This is a genomic window from Xylanibacter sp. (assembly GCF_057607445.1).
In genome coordinates, this window is the sequence record NZ_DBLZAX010000006.1 from 181,169 (window position 1) to 202,155 (window position 20,987).

The 20,987-nt window shown below is 53.5% G+C and carries 8 protein-coding genes; 1 reads left to right on the forward strand and 7 read right to left on the reverse strand.

All coding sequences use genetic code 11. The annotated features are described in order from the left end of the window. Positions 1–51: 51 nt before the first annotated feature. Positions 52–1,227 carry a hypothetical protein gene (locus tag ACZMIG_RS06850; RefSeq protein WP_487889343.1) on the forward strand — a complete coding sequence of 392 codons (1,176 nt, stop codon included), beginning with the start codon at positions 52–54 and terminating at the stop codon, positions 1,225–1,227. 348 nt (positions 1,228–1,575) lie between these two features. Here the strand turns inward: ACZMIG_RS06850 and ACZMIG_RS06855 are convergent, their stop codons facing one another. The 7 genes from ACZMIG_RS06855 to ACZMIG_RS06885 form a co-directional block, all read right to left on the reverse strand. Beyond that, positions 1,576–3,717 (reverse strand): alpha-galactosidase, encoded by a 2,142-nt coding sequence (locus ACZMIG_RS06855; protein WP_125105070.1) that lies wholly within the window; start codon positions 3,715–3,717, stop codon positions 1,576–1,578. 76 nt (positions 3,718–3,793) lie between these two features. Beyond that, a complete protein-coding gene (locus ACZMIG_RS06860; RefSeq protein WP_487889344.1) occupies positions 3,794–5,734 on the reverse strand; it encodes a sialate O-acetylesterase in 1,941 nt (646 codons plus the stop codon). A 111-nt stretch (positions 5,735–5,845) separates the two neighbouring features. Further along, on the reverse strand, positions 5,846–9,850 hold the full coding sequence (locus ACZMIG_RS06865) for a hybrid sensor histidine kinase/response regulator transcription factor (protein WP_487889345.1): 4,005 nt from the start codon (positions 9,848–9,850) through the stop codon (positions 5,846–5,848). Positions 9,851–9,984: 134 nt separating this feature from the next. Continuing rightward, positions 9,985–12,345 carry a hypothetical protein gene (locus ACZMIG_RS06870; RefSeq protein WP_053397646.1) on the reverse strand — a complete coding sequence of 787 codons (2,361 nt, stop codon included), beginning with the start codon at positions 12,343–12,345 and terminating at the stop codon, positions 9,985–9,987. Positions 12,346–12,626: 281 nt separating this feature from the next. After that, complete coding sequence (locus ACZMIG_RS06875) at positions 12,627–14,411, reverse strand: T9SS type A sorting domain-containing protein (protein ID WP_486997561.1); 1,785 nt, start codon at positions 14,409–14,411, stop codon at positions 12,627–12,629. 411 nt (positions 14,412–14,822) lie between these two features. Beyond that, complete coding sequence (locus ACZMIG_RS06880; protein WP_053397648.1) at positions 14,823–16,406, reverse strand: RagB/SusD family nutrient uptake outer membrane protein; 1,584 nt, start codon at positions 16,404–16,406, stop codon at positions 14,823–14,825. A 27-nt stretch (positions 16,407–16,433) separates the two neighbouring features. Further along, positions 16,434–19,532, reverse strand: coding sequence for a SusC/RagA family TonB-linked outer membrane protein (locus ACZMIG_RS06885; protein ID WP_021855842.1), 3,099 nt, complete (start codon positions 19,530–19,532; stop codon positions 16,434–16,436). Between the last annotated feature and the right edge of the window lie 1,455 nt (positions 19,533–20,987).

Genomic DNA, 20,987 nt, shown 5'->3' on the forward strand with positions numbered 1-20,987 from the left:
AAGAGAAATACAACATCAACTTATAATGTTTAACCGACTAAAAGTTAGCTTATGAAGAAACTTTTACTTATTGCATTTACACTGTTCTCAATGAACACATTTGCACAGACACCAATGCTAAAGGCAACCAAACTGAACGGACAGAAAGCCGAAAACAGCATGAAATTTGAGACCTCCAACCGCGTTAACCTGAAAAAAGCAAACAGCACAAACAAGGTGAAGGCACAGGCCGCACCTGAAGGAACAACAAAATCATACTATACAGACTGCATCGAGTCGGTAAGTCAAGTAGGCGAAATGCAGAGACTGCACGTAAAATATGACATCGTGTTCGGCAATGACGGCACGGTAAGCATACCTAACATGTTCCTTAGAACCGTTGTGGGCGAAGACATATATCTTAAAGGTACATACGACGAGGCCACAAAACAGATAACCATAGAGAACAATCAGGAGATATACAATCAAGACGGAATTTCTCTGTATATATGCCCGATGGACTATAAGACAAAAGAACCGCTCAGCACAGCCAGCTTCAAGCTGTCACTCGACTCAGAGAGCGGAATCTACTACTCTGCTGAAGGCGAATATCTCGCAGCATTCATCACCAACGGCAGCCAGACAGAGGTTTACACCTACTGCACAGACCTTTATTATTATCCGACAGAGTTATTCCCAGAGGCAGTTTCACACAAATACACTTACAACGACTACTACGGAAACAGCAAATCTACAACTGTCGACATAGTAAACCTTGGCGATCTTTGCTATATAAAGAACCTCATGCCCGAATATCCTGAGGCATGGTTGATGGGAACGTTTGAAGGCGACGACCTCATCGTTTCTTCTTACGGAGTGGCAAGCGACGACAATGCACTGCTCTTCGGAACAGCAACAGACTTTGTTGACAACTGCAAGTTCACATACAGCAGCTCGAGCGACTCTTACACATCTGAGAGCGGAATAGAACTGACTGACTACTTCTACTATCCCGGCGACAGCCAGAATGATGAAGGATACTATTTCAGCGGATCTTGCAAAAACATGACCATAACAGGCAAGTCTACAACAGCCATCAGCAATGTTGAAAACAGCAACAAGGATGTCGTAGCAACAGAATACTTCGACCTCTCAGGCCGCCGCATCAGCAATGCAGCCCAGGGCGTAAGCATCATGGTAAGCAAGTATGCCGACGGAACAAGCAAGGCAATAAAAATTATGAAATAGGACATTATTTTTTGTGAAGAGCGCTTCATTGCCCGGCGTCAGACTCTCTGGCTCCGGGCTTTATTTATGTCCGCAGCAGCAAATATACGGGCAGCCACCATGCATGCAGCCCGGAGTCATGCAGCCAGTCAGGCGTCATGCAGCCGCCTCATACCATTCACGGCGCCGCATGCTTCAGCCCTGCACATCCGCCCATGCCGCCCAAAAATCCTGCGGCAATGAGGCAGGCACACTAACGGCAGCCATGCCCTGCGAAGGCAGATATGGGATAAAAGAAAGTCCGGCAGCCACGTCATCAGGACATGGCTGCCGGACCTTTTTAGTTTTATATCAAAGGCATCGGCCCCGTTATCTTGCCTTCAGCTCATACACGCGGCTGCTAAGCTTCTGCGCGCTGAAGAGCGGCAGACCAACGGTCATGAGATACTCGCCCGAGTAGGTCTTCACCTCGCCCTGCGAGCCGTCGGCACGGTTTATCTCGCGCACGTCATACTTCTTCGAAGCGTCGAGCCCTTCCATCACCACGTTGTATAGCTTCTCGCTGTAGCGCGGGAATATGTCAAAGGCAAACACCACGGCGCTAGCCTTGTCCTTGCTGACATACATCGTAGAGGTGTGGTTGCCCTCGTATGGCGACACGAGGCGATACTGGTCGCCGTCGAGTATCACGGGCTTCAGCCTGTTGAAGTCGGCTATCGACTGCTTGCAGTAGGCCAGCTCTCCTGCCGGAATGTCGTGCAGGTTGATGTCGAAGCCCATCTTGCCCATCATGGCCACGTTCACCCTGAACTTTATGCTTGCCGCCTTGTTCCATGTAGTTACGTGGGCACACTGCACCTTGGCAGGGAACACCTGCGAGTAGCCCCACTGTATGAAGATGCGCTCCACGGGGTCGGTGTTGTCGCTCGGCCACATCTCTACAAAATATTTCAGCGCCTCATAGTCGGTGCGTCCGCCTCCGCCCGAGCACAGCATCATGGGCAGGTCGGGATATTTTGCCTTGATGCGCTCCAGCACGTTGTAGAGTCCGCGCACGTAGTCAACATAAAGGTGTGTCTGCTTCATTTTCTCGTAGTTAGAGTAGATGTTGGTTATCGGGCTGTTGCAGTCCCACTTGAAGTAGGCTATGTCGGGATATTTCGTCATCAGTCCGTCCACCACACCGAACACATAGTCCTGCACCTTGGGGTTAGACAGGTCGAGCACGAGCTGGTTTCTGAAGTAATACTCCTCGCGGTTGGGCAGCGTTATCACCCAGTCCTTGTGCTTCTCATACAGCTCCGACTTGGGGCTCACCATCTCAGGCTCTATCCACAGGCCGAACTTCACGCCCTGCTTCTTGGCCTCCTCCGTCAGTCGTCCTATGCCGTTGGGCAGCTTGTCGGCCGTAACCTCCCAGTCGCCCAGTGCCTGCGTGTCGCTGTGGCGCTTGTATTTGTTGCCGAACCATCCGTCGTCGAGCAGGAACATGTCAACGCCCAGCTCCTTGGCCTCACCGATGAGCGAGAGCAGCTTGTTCTCGTCGAAGTCGAAGTAGGTAGCCTCCCAGTTGTTCAGCAGAGTCATGCGGTCGCCCTGTCCGTCCTTTATCTGATACTTGCGTGCCCAGTCGTGCAGGTTGCGGCTGGCGTGTCCTGTTCCGCTCTGGCTCAGGGTGAAGATAAACTCAGGAGTCCTGAAGCTCTTGTTCTTTGCCACGGTGTACTGCGACGCATAGGGGTTGATGCCGCTTATCACGCGCAGGCCGCCAAGGTTGTCAACCTCGAACGTAAACCTGAAGTTGCCCGTCCATGCCAGCGTGCCCACCAGCACCTCGCCTTCTCTCTCAGTGGCCTTGCTGCCGAGCGACAGCTGGAAGAAGGGCTGGCAGAACATGTCGGCGCGCGCTCCCAGCTTGGTGTCTATCACCTTCTTGCCGAAGTAAAGCTCCTGCGTGTGGCTGCCTGCCTCGGTGGCCCAGTCGCCGTTATACTGTGTCAGGTAATATTTCGGCGCATACATGTGGAGCATCGACGAGGCATACTTCTCGAGCGTTATGGCCGACTTCTCCCTGTTGAATATCTCGGTCCACGCCTTAAACACGTCTTCTTTGGCGTAGGCCACAAAGTGCATTGCCACCTCGTCGGCATACACGGGGTCGGCAAGATATATCACGGTCTCCGTGCCGCCGTCGCATGCCTTTGTCTCGTGCCTCTTGTATTTCAGCAGCGTCGACGGGTTGCCGTCAGAGCGCGTTATGTGGAGCGCAGGCTCAAAGTAGTCTTCCATGCCGTGTGTCATGTATGCCTCCTTGCCCTGCGGCAGCATGGCATACTCGCTCTTGTCCGTAAGGCGCTTGCCGAAGTAGCTCTGGTACAGCCGGCCGTTGTCGCCCACGGTGAACACGAGGCTCGTGCTGCCGGTCTCTACCACAATCTGTTCTTTGGCGCCGGCCTTGCAGACAAATGCCAGCAGGCCAAGTGCCACGAATAGTTTTGTTACGATTTTCATGTCTTTACTGTGTTTTATTAGTTAAAAATATTTATGTCCTTAATGTCCTGATTTTCCTGTGCACAGGGCCACATGGTCAGCGTGAGCCTGCCTCAAACAGAGCCACGGGCAGCCCCGTTGGCCCGAACAGGTTGCCGCAGGGATAGTCGGCCCAGTTGTATCTCACGGCCACTATGTTTCCGCCTGCGGTTATCCTTATGGTGCGCGCGTCGGTCTTCACGGCTTCGGGCGCGGCCCACTGCCCCTTGTCAGTCAGCACGATGAAGCCTCGCGGAGCCTCGCCCCTGGTAACCACATCGCCGTCAAACCTCAGCACTGCCTCGCTGCCATTTATCTCGCAGCTGCTCAGGGCGGGCGCCCTGTCGGTTATGTCGCTGAAGCCGTAGGCGCGCCGGAGAGCCACGAGCGACAGCCTGCGCGCCACCTCCTGCTTGTTCTTCGGATGTATGTCGGTGCTGTCGCCTATGTCTGTCGTAACCACCATGGCCGTGCCGTCAAGGCTCAGCGCGCCTGCCTGTGCCTGCCGCAGCGCCGCCCACTCAGAGTCGGGCTGCACCTGCACGGGCTTAAGATATGCCGCCAGCTGAACAAAATAGAACGGCAGGCTGTCGTTGCCCCACAGGCGGCGCCAGTCGGATATAAGCCGGCGGAACAGCGGCCCATACTGGGCGGCACGCCCCACGTTGGCGCAGCCCTGATACCACAGCACGCCCTTTATGGGCAACTGCCGCAGCGGATAGAGCATGGCGTTGTATAGCACCGTGGGGAAAGACGCGCTCTCGGCCGACACAGGACGCCGCGGCAGCTTGCCGAAGTCGGCAGCCACCTTGTAGGTCCAGTTGCCGTCGAGCGGCAGGCGGCTGTCGCCCTGCCGTGCAAACAGGTCTGAAGCGCTGCCGCAGATGCCGCCCTCGCCCTCAAAGTCGGTAACTCTTACGGTTATCAGAGCCTTGCCGCCCTTCACCAGCTCTGCCGGAACGGTGTAGGTGCGCTCCACGTTGTAGCCCGAGCCTTCGGCTATCTTTGTTCCGTTAAAGTAGGTAACGTCTTCGTCGTCTATGGCTCCGAGGTGCAGCTCTACGGGCTTTCCTGCCCATCCGGCAGGTATGTCAATCTCGCGCTGCATCAGCACAATGCCGTTGAATCCGGGCAGGGCAGAGCTTTCCCACTGCCCCGGAACGGACATCACGGGCAGACTGCCGTCGGCTGGCAGGCACATCTTGCCGCCGCTGTCGGCCACACCCTCCGTGGCCATGCTCACCCACTCTGCCACGCGGCGCTCATATTCGGCCTTTATCCTGTCCTTGTCGAAGCCGTTGTCGGCCATCATGCCCGTCTCGTTCTCAAATCCCTCAACCGAGCTGACGCCTGCATAGCTGCTCCAAGCCTCAGCCGGCGTGCCGCCCCAGGTGCAGTCTATCACGCCCACATGGACGCCCAGGCGCCTTGCCATCTCGCGGGCATAGAAGTATGCCACCGACGAGAAGTTCTCAACGGTCTCCGGCGTGCACGTGCGCCAGCCGCCCATGTTCACGTCGGTGTCGGCCGCGGGCACAAAGCTGCGCTGCTTGCTTATCTGCAAGAATCTCACTTCGGGATGATTGGCCGACATTATCTCGTGCCAGTAGTTCATCACCTTTCCCCAGCCGCCCACGGGCATCTCCATGTTCGACTGCCCCGAACAGAGCCACACCTCGCCCGAATAGATGTCGCGCAGCGTGGTCATGTCGCCGTCGTCGAAGGTTATCGTGTAGGGTCCTCCGGCCTTGGGCGTGGCCAGCCTGATGCTGAACGTGCCGTCGCTCATCACCTTAGCCGTCAGGGCATGCCTGCTCCACGAGGCCCTGACCTTCACCCTGCTGCCGCTGCTCCTGCCCGTTATGGTCCAGAGGCTCTGCTGCTGAACCACCATGCTGTCGGTAACAAAGTGAGGCAGCACCACCTTTGCGTCTGCTCCGGCGGCACACAAGGCCACGGCAGCAGCTGCCGCAATGCGTCTGAAATTGCTTGTTTTCATAGGTTAAAACATTTTGTCCTTATCATCTTCGCGGTCATGGCACGGGCCACGGCGCCGGCTTTCAGCGCCGGTGCCGTAACAATCTTGGTCTGTCCGTTTTTTTTATGGTGCTCAGCCGTTGCCCTGCTTCTCCCTGCACTGCTTCTCAAAGTCCTTCGGGCTTATGCCAAACTGCTTGAAGAACAGCTTGCTGAAATACGACGGCGACGATATGCCCACCATATAGCAGATGTCGCCTATGAGGTGCTTGCCCTCCTGTATGAGCTCGGCGGCCTTCTTCAGCTTGATGAGCCTGATAAGCTCAACGGGCGACATGTTGAACACCGACTTTATCTTGCGCAGCAGGCTCGAGTGGCTCATGCACAGAATGTCGGCCATGCACTCCACGTTGAAGTTGTCTTCGCCCACGTTGTCCTCTATAATCTTTATGACCTTGTTCATAAACTCCTCGTCGGCCTTCGTCATGTGCATGTTGTCCATGTTGAAGAAGGGCTTTTTGGAGAACGACTCGCGCTCGCGCCGCCTGTTGTCGAGCAGCGAACGTATGAGCTGGCGGAAGAACTTCACCGAGAAGGGCTTCTCTATATATGCCTCAGCGCCGAGCTGCAGGCCTTTTATCTTGCTCTCGAGGTCGTTCTTGGCGGTGATGAACACTATAGGTATGTGCGACAGGTTGATGTCTGCCTTGACCGCCTTGCACAGGCTGAAGCCGTCCATCTCGGGCATCATCACGTCTGACACTATCAGGTCGATGTGGCTGCCGGCCAGCTTCTCGAGAGCCTCCTTGCCGTTGCGCGCCGTCTCTATCGTGAACGACATGTTGGCCTGCTCGGCCAGAAACTCGCGCATGTTGTCGTTGTCCTCAACTATCAGCACGGTGTATCCGCCTGTGTTCTCCTTTGCCTGGTTGGTTTCTTCCTCGAGCAGATAGTCAGACGTGTCAACGGTCAGCTTGTTGTTGTGCTTTATGCCCTCCTTGTTCTGCGGCAGTATGGCCACAAAGGTGTTGCCGTCGCTGCCGTCGTCGGCCAGCTCAAGACTTCCGCCCAGCAGCGATGCGAGCGAAAGCGAAAGCGGAAGGCCTATGCCCACGCCGTTCTCGCCGCTGTTCGACTTGTCTATCTGGTAGAAGCGCTTGAAGATGAGCTTCTTCTCGCTGTCTGATATCTTGTCGCCGTCGCTCGTAACCTTTATTATGAAGTTGCTGTCGTCTGTAGTGAGCGACACCTTCACTCTGCGGCGGGCATACTTCAGGGCGTTGTTAAGCAGGTTGCTCAGAATCTTGATGACTGCCTCCCTGTCGGTAGAAACTATCACGGGCTCGTCGGCCACGTTTCTTATCAGCTCCTTGTCCTTCAGCGTCATGGCAGGCTCAAAGCGGTCAATGGTCTCGTTCACCAGCGCGCTTATGTCTACGTTCTCATATTTGAACGTAAGCCTGTTGGAGTCGATCTTCTGGAAGTCGAGCAGCTGGCCCGTAAGGTTGAGCAGCCGCTTGGTGTTCTGCCGCGTAACTTTCAGATAGTGCTGCACGCGGCTGTTGTTTATCCCTATCTCCTCTATGGCCTCGAGCGGCGCGTCGATCAGCGTCAGCGGCGTGCGTATCTCGTGGGCCACTTCGGTAAAGAAGTTCACCTTGTTCTGATACAGCTCCTTCTCCTTGTTCACGGCAAAGAGGTGCTGGCGCTCGCGCAGCTGCTTCTCCTTGTGGTTGCGGTAGAGCACAAACCACAGCATAACTCCGGCCACGATAAGTATAATGTATGCCAGATAGGCCCATTTAGAACTGTACCATGGCGGAGTTATCACTATCTCAAGACTTTTGGTTATGGTCTGTCCGTGTGTGTCAACCTTTACACACAGGTTGTATGTGCCCGGAGGCAGGTTGGCAAACGATATCTGGTTGCCCGACATGCTTATCCATTCTGAGTTGACGGGCTCGAGCTTGTAGCTGTACATGCTGCCGCTGGTAACGCCGAAGCTCGGCGACACCACCCTCAGCGAGAATGTTGCCATGTCGTAAGGCAGGGTGAGGCGTCTGGTGAACATGATGTTCTCCTTCAGCGGCGAGTTCTTCGTGTCTACGGTAACTTCCTCGTTAAGTATCCTCAACTGAGTGAAATACAGCGACGACTGCATGGTCTGGTTGTCTTCCTTGTCGGGGTTGAAGGCTATTATTCCGCCTATGCTTCCAAAGTAGAACAGACCGTCGTTGGCCTTGATGGCCGAGTTGTAGTTAAACTGGTTGTTGGGCAGTCCGTCTTTCACGGTGAACACTCTCACGGCCCTTGTGTCGGGATTAAACTTCACGAGGCCCTTGTTGGTGCCGAACCACAGGTTGCCGTTGTTGTCCTCAAGTATGTTGTACGCCACGTCGTCGGGCAGTCCCTCCTCTATTCCGAACGACGTGAAGTTGTCTTCTTTCTTGTTATAGCGGCTTATTCCGCCGCGGTCGGTAGACACCCACACGTTGCCGCGGCTGTCTTCCATAAACGAGCTTATGCTGTTGGAGCGCAGTCCGCTGCGCGATGTCTCGCCCGATACGTATCTCTTGTATTTGCCAGTAGACGGCGTGTATCTCCATACGCCGTTGCCCATGGTGCCTATCCATACGGTGCCGTCGTGAGCCTCAAAGAGATTGAATATCCAGTCGTAGCCGGTTTCGTTGACGTGCCTGAAGTCTTTTTGTCCGGCATCGCGGCGGTAGAGCGCGTAGCCAAGGCCCACCCACTCGTTGCCGCGGCTGTCCTTGAGATATGAATACACGCTGTTGTCCTTCTCCTTGATGTTAAGCACGGTTGACACCCTGCCGCTGCCGTCGACACGCAGCAGTCCGCCGCGCGAGAATCCGGCATAGACGCTGCCGTTGAATGCTGTAAGCAGCAGCACCGTCTTCTGTGCTGCCGTTATGTCACTGATTGCAGATATTATGTTAGTTGACGGATTGAGCGAGAACAGCCCCCTGTCCTCCGTTCCTATCCATATGCGGTTGTCGGCGCTCTGCGTAAGTCCGTTGACCACCCTTCCGGTAAGCCCCGACCACAAGCCGAACACCTTAAAGTAAAACTTGTTTCTTGATGTGTAGTTCACTCCGCCGAAAGACGTGCCTATCCACACGTCGCCGCTCCTGCTCTCGTAGAGACAGTAGATTATGTCGTCAGACAGGCTGAACTTGTTGAGCGGATCTTCGTGCAGCACGGTCTCGGTGTTGTCATATTTGTTGAGGATATACAGTCCGTGCTGTGTTCCTATCCATATTTCGTCTTCAAAGCACTGCATGCAGCGCATGTATATCTTGCCTTCTGCCGAGAAGTTTATTTTAGAGAATGTGTTATGCACAGGATTGTATCGAAACAGATAGCCGTTGGTAGACGCAAAGATGAGCGAGCCGTCGGTGTCTTCAACCACGGTGGTGAACATCACGCCCTCCATGTCCTGTCCGTCGGCTGCCACCACCCTTACAAACCTTCTGGCACGCTTGTCAAACTTGTATATTCCGGCGCTTGCCGTGGTTACCCACACGTCGCCGTTGTCGTCGACACAGATGTTAGACGGGAACTTTTCTTTCAGGTTGTCCTTTATCGGCGTTACTGAATAATAGTCGACGCTCTGTCCATGATAATGAAACACGCCGAGGTCGGGCAGAAGCACCCACACGTTGCCCTTGCCGTCGCCGTCAATGGTCTGCACCCAGTTGTCGGGATACTTGCCGTTGCGCCTGTCCTTGCGGTCAAGAAAGCTGAACGTGTCGGTCTTCGGGTTGTAAAGATACACACCGCGGTCTGTTCCCACCCACATCATCTTGCGTTCGTCTTCATACAGGGCCGCAATGTTGTTGTTGCCCTGCTTCTTTTTGTGGTCAAAGCAGTTAAGCCTGCGCATGTCGAGGCCGTCGTAGCGGTGCAGTCCGTTCTTCGTGCCGAGCCATATAAATCCGTAGCTGTCTTCGGCCACACACTTTACGTTGCTCGACGACAGCCCGAAGGTGTTGTCAATGCGCTTGAACGAATAGTTGCCCGTGGCATAAGCCGGACATGCCGCCAGCAGGGCTGACGCAAGCACGGCCATGATAAGGGCTGCCATGGTTTGAGGGGCTTTAACTGTACTTTGCTTCATGATCAATTTGTTTGTTTCTGATAATACTTCTGCCGCCGGGCGGCAAGTGTGTTTCTGATGTCAGCCTTACGGCTTGTGCCGTACTGCTGCTTTATGCCGTGTCTGCCGTACTGATGCCGGCCATAAGCATGATGTTATTTTACGAGAATCTTCTTTGCCACCGGGCAGCCAGACTCGAGCACTATCCTTGCCACATACACTCCGGCCTTGGCGTCAAAGGCTACGGCAGCGCTGCCTGCGGCTGACTTGAATGTGTCGTTCAGCAGCAATGCTCCCGACATGTCATAGACTGCAACAGATGATATGGCTTCGGGAGCCTCCATTGTAAGGCTCCCGTTGCTATAGTTGATTTTAACATTCTGTGAATTTCCTTCGGTTACACCGGCAATGCCTGTGCCGCCGCTGTTCTTGTCGATGCGGTACATTCTTACGTCGCACTGCGGAACGGCAACGTTGAATCCGTTACCTGTAACCTCAACCGTCTGACCTGTCCAGAGCTCCTTTATGCCCTTAACGTTGTCCTTTGATATGCCGAGGCGCTCAAAGTCGGCAGTCTTGGTGTACTGTGCTGACTTGTCGTAATTGAACACTACATAATAGAGAGCGTCTTCGGTGTCGAGCACAAACTCCTGGTCAACTCCGTAAGTGTACTTGTCGTAACGGCTGAACATCGTGGCGAGTCTGCCGTCTACCGGGCGGAAAGAGCGTCCGATGTGTGCCACGGCGTTGATGTCGGCATTGGTTGCAATCTTCATTGCCAGGTCGCGCTCCGACTGCTTGCCGGGATAAGAGCCTGCCAGACTGTAGTTGTCGCCGAGCAGCACCGTGCCCGTCATGGCTCCGCAGGTGTATCTTATACGTGCGGCTCCTTCGCTCTCAGCTCTCGAGAGCACGAGGTGGTCGGGGTCGTTGTAAGGATAAACGCGGTCGAGCCACCAGCCCAGCTCAATGCTGTTGAGCGTGTACATACTATTGTCGAGCTCGCCCCAGCTGTCGCATGATATACGGCGTGCATGTCCCTTGGCAGGGAACACGGGCGCGATAGACAGGTCGACAAACATGCCGTCGGCCATCTCCAGAATCTTGTCCATGCCGTAAGTGTAGGCCTGCATACCCGTTGTTATGCCCGGCTCATAGAACTTGTCGGCCTCGAGGGTTCCGTTGTTGATGAAGTCGAGCTTGATATACTCGAAGCCAAGGTCCTTGAACTTCTTGAATCTCTCTCTGTTATACTCGAGCGTACCGGGGTGAGTCGGGTCGAGAGCTATTGAGGCAATCTTTCTGAGCTGTCCGTTGGCCCTGATGGCTATGTCGGCCCATGTGTAAGGACTGCCTTCGTAAGGTCTGTACATGGCAGCCTGCGACTCGTTGCCCCAGTAAGAGAACGGTGTGTGATATATTCCGGGGTGCTGTCCGTTCTGCTTGCAGTGCTGAACGAAGCTTCTGAGCTGGTCGTCGCTGAGGTTGTCCCAGAAAGAATCGAGCACGATGTAGCACTCGCCGTTCTCGTTGTGGAAGTTGTTAGGCTCGAGCTGCTGCTTGAAGAAGTCAGACACGTTGACTGCTCCCTCATAGTTTACGTGCTCTGCCATTCCGCCCCAGCTCTGCCATGCAAAGATGGTGCCCTTGTCCCACTTCAGTTTCGGACAGAGTTTCTCGGTAGCCTCGCCCAGCTCCTCAAGACCGTTGCGCCAGTCGGCATAATATCCGAAGAAATACTTAGGCGAGCGCACTCTCTGTCCTGATATAGAGCCGTGCTTGGTGAGCGACGGGCGTCCTTCCCACACGTCGTTGGTGCGGCTGCTCACCACTCCGGCAGCCACCGTAAGGTTGCGCAGGCGGTTCTGTCCGTTAGGCGTAACGGTTATTCCGCTCTTCCAGTTGTCGTGTTCTATTGATCCCACTACGAGTCCCTGGCGGCTGAGCACGTCGTACATGGCCGACACCTCGCACGATGTGTTAGGCTGACCTATGCTCCAGGGCTGTGCCGAGTAGCCCACCCAGTTGTCGTTGTCGTGAGGCATGTCGTACACCACGTTCTCTCCGCCCGAGGGGAGGAAGGTCGTTGACGTGGTGCTCACCATCGGAGCAATGTAGTTGGTCTTTGTCGTTCCGCCCGTTGCCACGATGGCAGCCTCTACGAGCAGATAGTTCTTGCCCGGATAGATGTATATCGACTGCTCTATGTTATCCTTTCCGGCAAGGCCCGAATAGGTGTATGTATACTTTGTTCCGCTGCCGAACACGTCGCTTACAGCCTCTGACGTGAGCGACACGCTGGGATAGTCTTTCGACAGGAGCTTCTCCTCGGCTGCGTTGTGCACCTCAACGTAGGCTCCCTTTATCAGCTGCTTGCCGTTCTGCTCGTAAGTGAGCGTCTTGGCCGACTCGTCGAATGTTATGTTCCATGCGCCGTCTGTAATATTGTGCTGTGCCGACATCCACGCAGGACAGGCCAGCATAACGGCCATTGATATCACTTTTCCTATTTTCATATTATTATTTATTTTTATTGAAGACAACGCCTGCCGCACAGGCTCTGTAACTGATGCCAGCCTTGCCGCGGCATGTCTTTATGATTACTTTACAACTATTAAACTGCCAGGGGCCTATTTTGTTGCATAACGGGTGCTTATTATTCTGCACCATGCCCGGCTGTCTGTCTTACTTCCGGAATGAGAGTTCGGCCGGAGATTCTTGACGCCCTTTAAGTGGAAAACCTCCGGCGTCACTCATTCAGAAACAAACTTTAATTAATAATCTTAGAAAAACAATACTATCTGATGATGAACTTTCTCACCACTGCTGCTCCGTCCTTGCCTTCAGCCCTGACGATGTAGGCTCCGGCTTTAAGACCTGTCTGTACGGCCTGTCCGGCAGCAACCTTTGTGCCAAGCAGCACGTTGCCTGCCATGTCGGCCACAGTCAGCGTTGCGTCTGCGCTAACCGTTATGGCGCTGCCGCTGCACATTATGCTGATGCCTGCGGCTCCGTCAGTTACAGTGTCTATGCCAGATGTGGGGTCATACTTGGCAAATGGTCCTGCCATCTTGCCTCCGTCTATTGCCTGCACGCCCCACTCCGCTATCTTATCTGCGCTGATGTTGAGCGTATAGCTGCGCGATGTCAGCGCGGCATTTACGTCGCCCAGTCTGAGAGCGCCCGTTGCGGGGTCGGCCGGAATGACCGTAACAAGACTTCCGTCGGTCAGCTTGACATACACGTTGTAGCGCAGCGCCTCGGCAGGAGTCTTGCTGTCAGCGGCGGCGTCCCATGTCAGCGTAACCTTTCCGCCGTCAGCCTTCATGGCGAGGTTGGCAGGTGCTGTGGGAGCCTCGTTGACGTTGCGCGAGCAAAGTCCGTTATACACGTGCATGTGGGGCGCTCCGTCGTTGTTGTATCCCATTATTGCTATGTTTGGGAAACCGTTCTTGTTAATATCGTATGCAGCCACGGCCACGCCTCCGCGTGCCTTGCAGAGCAGGTCGTCATATTGTGTGAAGGCCAGTCCGCCCTCGTTGATTGCCACCACTGCCTTGCTCTCGTTGCTTGTCTCGCCCGAGTAGATGATGTCTATCATGCCGTCGCCGTTTACGTCGGCCCAGTCGCATCCGCTCTTGTGTGCTCCTGTGAGCGATGCGTCGACCTTGCTGAATGTCTCGTCGCCGTTGTTTCTGTAGATATATGCCACGCTTGCCCACGACTCTGTGCCGCTCTGTCCCGTAACGAAGAGGTCGAGGCGGCCGTCGCCGTCAACGTCGACAAACATTATCTGGCCTTTCTCTGTTCCGGCAAAGGCGTCAGAAGTAACACGCGTGAAGGTGCCGTCGCCGTTGTTCTTGTTGATTGTTATGCAGTCGTTGCCCACGGCATCGCTCCATCCGCTCACGGCCAGGTCGGGGCATCCGTCATTGTTGAAGTCGCCCACGGCCATTGTTCCGTTGCGCTGCGCGAAGAGTCCCGAGTCGGCAACCTTTGCGAAGGTGCCGTCGCCGCCGTTGTTCTTATACATCACCGGATTGCCGTCGGCATCCATCACCACGAGGTCCTGATAGCCGTCCATGTCGAAGTCGGCAATGGCCGTCAGTCCCATATACCAGCACTCCGACGTTCCGTTGTCGTCGCTGATGTTGAGGTTGCTCTCGAGCGCGAAGTTCTCCACCTTGGCAAAGGTGCCGTCGCCGTTGTTTCTGTAAAGTTCGTAGCCGTAGTTGCAGAGCAGATAGTCAACGTGGCCGTCGTTGTTGAAGTCGAATGCGCTCAGCGTGCTCTCATAGGGCATGCTTGCGGGCAGCTTGACAGAGTTGTCAAGGTTGCCGCTGTTGTCGGTGGTTATCAGCACCACGTCTGGATTCCATCCGTTGTTAAGGTCGCGGCCCTTCACGATGAGGTCCATGTTACCGTCGCCGTTGACGTCGGCATATACCAGGCTTCCGCGGAAATATGCCGTCGACACGCCTCCGGGCAGCGTCATCTCATTGTACTGCGGCTTCTGCGAGGCTGCAAAGGCCGTACCGGCAGAGGCAATAAGAGCCGAGACGAGGTAAAGTTTTGCTTTCATATCTTTTATATAAATTAAATAGGTTAATAATTACATGCTGTGCCTTTGAATGCCGGCTACGCCGCGCTCAGGGCCGCCTGTGCAGCCCGGGCAAGATGCCTGCCGATTATGTGGCACGCCGGCAACAATATGATTGGCTGTATTTTCATTTTTTATCCTGAAGACTAAGGCTCCGGCAATGATGCCGATGATGCGTGTAAGACAGGGACTGTGTTTTCCTGTTTTGTTTTTTTAAGGCGGGGCATAACCGGGCCTGTGTATGCCTGTAGGTTAAAACTGGTGTATGCTTCAGATATAACAGTTTGCAAGAATATTTTTTATTATCATAAGCACACACGGCCCTGCTATGCCCCGCCTTTATAAGGCAGCGTGGCTGCAGCCTATGGCCAAGGCCGCAGCCCGCTGTGTTGTTTATCTGTAACCTTCGTTCTGGTCGTCCATGGTCATGTCCTCGTTCTGGTTGATCTCTGTCAGAGGTATCGGCCACAGAACGTTGTAAGCCTGGATTGTTCCCGAACGCTTAGCCCACTTGTTGCGCTCTGACACGTAGTCGAGGAAGTGGCCTGTGCGGATGAGGTCGAACTTGCGCCAGCGCTCGCCGAAGAGCTCGCGCACGCGCTCTGTCATTATCTCCTTGCGGAACTCGTCCTGGCTCATGCCCTCGCTCCATGCCTTGTCGGCAGGCAGGCTGTCTTCCCATGCGCGCTTTCTCACGATGTTCACCTGCTTAACGGCCTCGCCCGTCTGTCCCAGTTCGTTGAGACACTCGGCGTAGAGCAGAATGGCGTTGGCAAGACGCAGGAACGGGATGTTCTTGCCTGAGTTCCACTCGTTGTTGATGCCAAGGCCTGAGTGAGAGTCGGTGCGGAAGTCTTCATACTTCTTGATGTGCGGCAGCAGCTCGTCGTGGTCGTCGCCAAGCTCCTCCCACAGGATGTTGTCGAGCGTAGGTGTCTGTCCGTAGTATGTGAAGTCGTAGCGTATAGACTCTTCCTTGCGTATGTCGCCGTCTTCCCATATTCCTCCGTCCTCAACGTTGCTGTATGCCCACTGTGAAGGCACGGCATGGTCGTAGCCGCTGTAGTAGCATCCGTCGCCGAAGTATGACTGAACGGCACGCGAGCCAATCTGGAACTGCACGCTGTTGCAGTCAGGATAAACGTTGTTGAACTGCCACTCGAGTATCGACTCGCTTGTGTTTGTTATGCTGTAGTCCCACAGGTCATAGTAAGCCACGAGCTTGAAGGGGCCTTTCACAACGGTCTCGAGCGCATCCTTTGCCAGGCTGAAGTCGCGCAGGCCTGTCTCCTCGGGTGCTGCCATGTAGGCATATCCCAGCATCATAGAGGCTGCATAGCGTGTGGCGCGTCCAGGGTTGTTGGTCTCGGGGCAATACTGTGCGGCGTTCTTCAGGTCGTTGATGATAAACTGCCATACGTCCTTGAGCGGCTGACGGCCGTAGCCCAGCTCGTCCTGACGGCTCACGTCGATGATAGGAATGCGTCCGTAGAGCATGGCCAGCTCCATCATGAGTCCGCCGCGTATGAAGCTTGCCTCGCCGTAGAGTCCGGCTACCTTCTTGTCTTCGTCAAGATTGAGCTTTCCGAGCGAGTTTACTATCTTGGCAGCCTCGCTCACTGTGGGCCAGCGGTTCTCCCACTGTTCCACCACGTATGACAGCTCAGAGGTGAGCAGGGCGTCATACTTGTCGAGCGATCCGCGGCGTCCGCCGTCTTCCTTGAGCGCCTGGTATGCTCCCGACTGTATCTCGTCGGTTCCTACCATCTGCTCCCAGAGATACCTGTCGGTGAAGAGTCCGCGCCAGTTCTTGTAGAGAGTCTGCACGTTCGACTCTACATAGGCTGTGTCTGAATATATGATGTCTTCCGGAAGCGAGGTCTTCGGTCCTTCATCCAGAAAATCCGAACATGAAGACATGGCAACGGCTGATATTGCCGCCAGGCCCAATGTCATTATTTTATTTTTAATTTTCATGGTTTTTCTATTTTAATGGTGATAGTGTTAGAAACTGAAGTTTAATCCGATTGTGTACGACCTTGTAGGCGGATAGTTGTAGTCGCCAAGTTCCGGGTCGAAGCCCTTATAGTCGGTTATGGTGAAGAGGTTGCTTGCCGTGAAGTAGAGGCGGAGCGACTTCATGTGTATGCGCTTGAGCCAGTTGTCGGGCAGGTTGTATGCCAGGGTGAGCGTAGCCAGGCGCAGGTAAGACGAGTTCTGGATATAGCGGTCGGTCTCCCATGCGTAGAACTTGTTGTAGCCCACGGTGTTTGTCATCACTCTTGGGAAGTAGGCGTCGGTGTTGCTCTCTGTCCAGTGGTCAGCCAGGTCGGTAGAAGCATAGCTCAGACCTACAGAGCTTACGAGGTTCTCATAGTAAGAGCTGATTCTGTGTCCGCCGAGCGAGTAGGTGAACACGGCGTTGAGCGAGAGTCCCTTCCATGTAAGGTCGGTAGAGAAGCCTCCGTAGATGTCGGGGTCGGTGTCGCCGTAAACGTAGCGGTCGTAAGAGTCGACCACGCCGTCGGGCTTGCCCTCAGGTCCGTCGATGTCGAGCACGAAGAGGTCGCCCAGTCCGATGGTGCGTCCGTTGAAGTCGACGTTCTCCCAGAGCTCGCGGTTGTTCTCGTTGGCAATGCCTCCGCACTTGTATGTGTAGATGTTGCTGAGCGACTCGCCTATGAAGATGTTGCCCGAGCGGTCGGTGCCGTTGAGTATCTCGTCAACGCCTGCATAGAGCTTCGTAACCTTGTTCTGGTCGTGCGACAGGTTGGCGCTGATGTTCCATGTGAAGTCCTTGGTGCGTATAGGTGTTGCGCCGATGGTGAGCTCGAATCCGTTGTTCTCCAGCTCTCCGATGTTCTCCACGGTGTAGGTGTATCCCGATGTCTTTGGCAGCGAGTGAGACATGAGGAGGTTAGAGTTTCTGATCATGTAGTAGTCGAACGAGATGTTGAGCCTGTTGTCGAAGAATCCGAGGTCGGCTCCTATGTTTGTCTGCTTCTGCTTCTCCCATGTCAGTCCCGGTGTGCCGCGGCGGCCGTCGGTGCCGTAGAAGGCTTCGCCGTTGGATGCCTGCGGATAGTAGAGCGTGAGATACATGTAGTTGCTGATGTCCTGGTTACCCACAACTCCGTAGCCTCCGCGCAGCTTCAGGCGTGACAGATATGACTGCTGCGGGAAGAACTTCTCGTTGGTCATGTCCCATGCGAGCGAGAATGACGGCAGGAAGCCCCATCTGTTGCCTGCTGCAAACTTAGAAGATCCGTCGTAGCGTCCGGTCAAGGTTACGTAGTAGCGGTGGTCGTAGTTATAGTTTACGCGTCCTACGTATGACATGAGCGATGAGTTCTGCAGGTCAGACTCTATCTCGCGGTTCTCTCTGTCGGCAGAGCTGCCCAGCACGTTCCATCCGAGGTCGTTGCTTGCGAAGCGCTTGCCGCCTGCCTTAACCACATTATATATATATCTTGATGCCGATGTTCCGAGGAAGGCGTTCAGGTTGTGCACTCCGTCAATCTGTGTGTCGTAGCTGATGGTGTTGTCCCACTGCCACTGTGTCTCGCCGAAGCGCTGCTGTGTGGCGTAGGCGTCGCCGTTCTTGTGGCGTATAGACTCCTGTATGCCTGTAGGTATAAACTGGTTCCAGCTCTGCTCTGATCTGTTCAGGGCGAATGTAGAGCGTATGTTGAGTCCCTTTATCGGGTTGATGTTCACATAGTTTGCCGATGTGAAGTGATAGCGTGCGCGCTCTGTCTTTATCTCCATAGAGTTGAACGGGTTGAAGTCGTTGTTGTTCTCCTCTGTGTGCACGCGCCAGTAGAGAGTCAGATATTCTTCGTTGTGGCGTGTGGCGTCGTCCATGTAGGGAGTGTAGTCGATGAGCGGGTTCGACTTTTCGAGAGCCTTGTTATATACGTCGCCCGACGGCATGTCGTCGTGCATGTAGGTGTAAGATGTGTTTGTACCTATCTTCAGCCAGGGCTTTATCTGTGTCTCGGCGTTGATACGGCCGTAGTATTTGTCCTGCTTTGTGCCCTTCACGATACCTTCGAGTCCGCTGTATCCGAGGCTTACGTATACGTTGCTGTTGTCGCTGCCCTTAGAGAAGCTAACGCTGTGGTTGTGCTCAACGCCTGTCTGCGTAACCTGCTTCAGCCAGTCGTATGTCTTGCCGCTGCGGTAGCCTGCAAACTCCTCGTCGGAGAACACTGTGTTAGAGCCCATGATCACGTTGTCCCAGTAAGCCTGCTTCTCCTCAGCCGTGGCGTTGGGGTTGTTGAAGGCGTATCCGTTGGCAAAGGCCTCGGCGCGCAGCTCGAATGTCTGCTGTGCGTTCATGGTCTCGGGGCGGTGGCCCATGGTAGAGAAGCTCACCCAGCCGTCGTAGCTCACTGTGCCTTCGCCCTTGCGAGCCTTCTTGGTTGTAACCACGATAACACCGTTGGCACCGCGCGAACCGTAGAGGGCTGTGGCAGAAGCGTCCTTGAGAACCTCGATAGACTCAACGTCGTTGATATTGATAGAGTTGAAGAATCCGAACTGGTTGTCCATAACCAGACCGTCTACTACATATATAGGTGACGAGCCCGAGTTGATGGTGTTGGTACCGCGGATCTTTATCGACGAGTCGTCGCTCGGAGTGATACCCTTTGTGATGTTCACGCCGGCAACGCGTCCCTGCAGTGCCTCGTTGATGGTGGTTACGGGCTTCTCGGTCAGCACGTCGGCGTCGACATGCGACACGGCTCCCGTAAGGTCGCTCTTCTTCATGAGCACACCCACTACGACAACGCCGTCGAGTGAGCTTTCTGATGCCTTGAGCACAATCTTCATGCTGCCCGATGCCGGCACCTTCACCTCGCGGGTGTCATATCCGATGTAAGACACAACAAGCGTCTGTCCGCTCTTTGCGTCGACTTTGAAGTTACCGTTGATGTCGGTAGGCATTCCCGTGGATGTGCCTTTCAGCTGCACTGACGCGCCGATGAGCGGCTCAGCGTTTTCATCCACCACTTGTCCTGTCACTGTTGTCTGGGCAAAGACTGCCTGCGTGCAGAACAATGCCAGGAGCATTAATAAAGTAGAAAGTTTCCTTTTCATGTTAATTAGTATTGATTATTAATTATTCTTAATTTTTTCTTTTCTCGGCTCAGCCTCATTATGCCGGCTGACGTCCGCTCTGGGTTAAACTTGGAAATGTTAATGTTTACATGATTTTCTCTGTTTTACTTTTTTACGGTATTAAATGATTCAAGGTTTTTATTTGTTATTAAATAAATTGTTCAGGCTGCTTTATCGCATTTTTCATTTTCAGCCATTTTGCCACAAATTTTCTGCTGCAAAAATATAATATATAGGGCGACGAAAATGGAGCAAATTTGGCAAAAATTAGCAAAAATGGCTCAAATTGGCCAAAAAGCGGGGACTGAGGGGCGTTTTTTTGCATTTTCAGGTCTGTATGTATAAATAAATTAACAGATTAGGGCCAACAGCCTACGGCGGCAAAAATCATTGACGGCATCAGCTGTCAGGGGCTGCACGGCGACTGGACAGCCACCGCCTCTGTATCATATTTCTTTACAAAAACACATAACAGAAATGTGATGAGAATGTCATCATGCACGGACATTCATATCTCTCTATTTTGCTGAAAACGGCAGCCGGAGGCAGCGGAAAAGGTAAAAAGTCAGGACAAAAATTTTTCTCAATCTGGAAAAACAATTCATAACGGATGTTAATTCAACAGACTCACAGATGCCAAATATTTAACATACATTCACTTTACAACATCTTTCTCTGCCGCAAAATGATGCTTTTCGGGGCGCAAACGGGCTGTTTTTGCGCTGCAGAAGCATCTCTTCTGTGGCTTAAACCTATCGTTTTTGCACCTCAAACGGCACAGTAATGTTTTTTAACAATGGGCACGGCAGACCGCAGAACGGCTTAACGCCCTGCACATCAGGCGGTTAACGCAGAAGTGCATTTTTGTGCAATTTTCAGCACCTAACCGCGGTTTCGCCACGGGCATGGCCATTCTGAGAGCGTCAAACGTAAATCATCGCGGCAACACGCTGCCCCAATTTTGCCGTACATCAACGGCAGTTTTTTTTAATTGGATATATCTTATATTACTTGCGGACAGAGAAAACATGATGAAAGAAAAAATCGGGTGAGACAGCCCCATAATTTTTTTTAAAGTTCTGCTTTTTTATACGGCAACATACAGAACGGCATACTTCTGTTTCTGCGCCTACGGCAACTTCAATGAACATCATCATAAGGAATGACATACACTTCATATTAAGCATTGCAAGCGTCAACATGCCTGACGTATAAAACGAAACAGGCAGACCAAACGAGATAAGAAAATGAGATTTGACAAAACAAACTGCATTATTTTAAGTCTACATAATAATAAAAAATACACCTTTTGTTAAAAAAGACCAAAATAAAAAAAAAAAAAACAACTGTAACATTTTTTTCGTAATATTGCGATGATATTAATCGCATGTTTAACTTAAAGTCTTTATTATGAAAAAAATCTTCTTTTTTCTA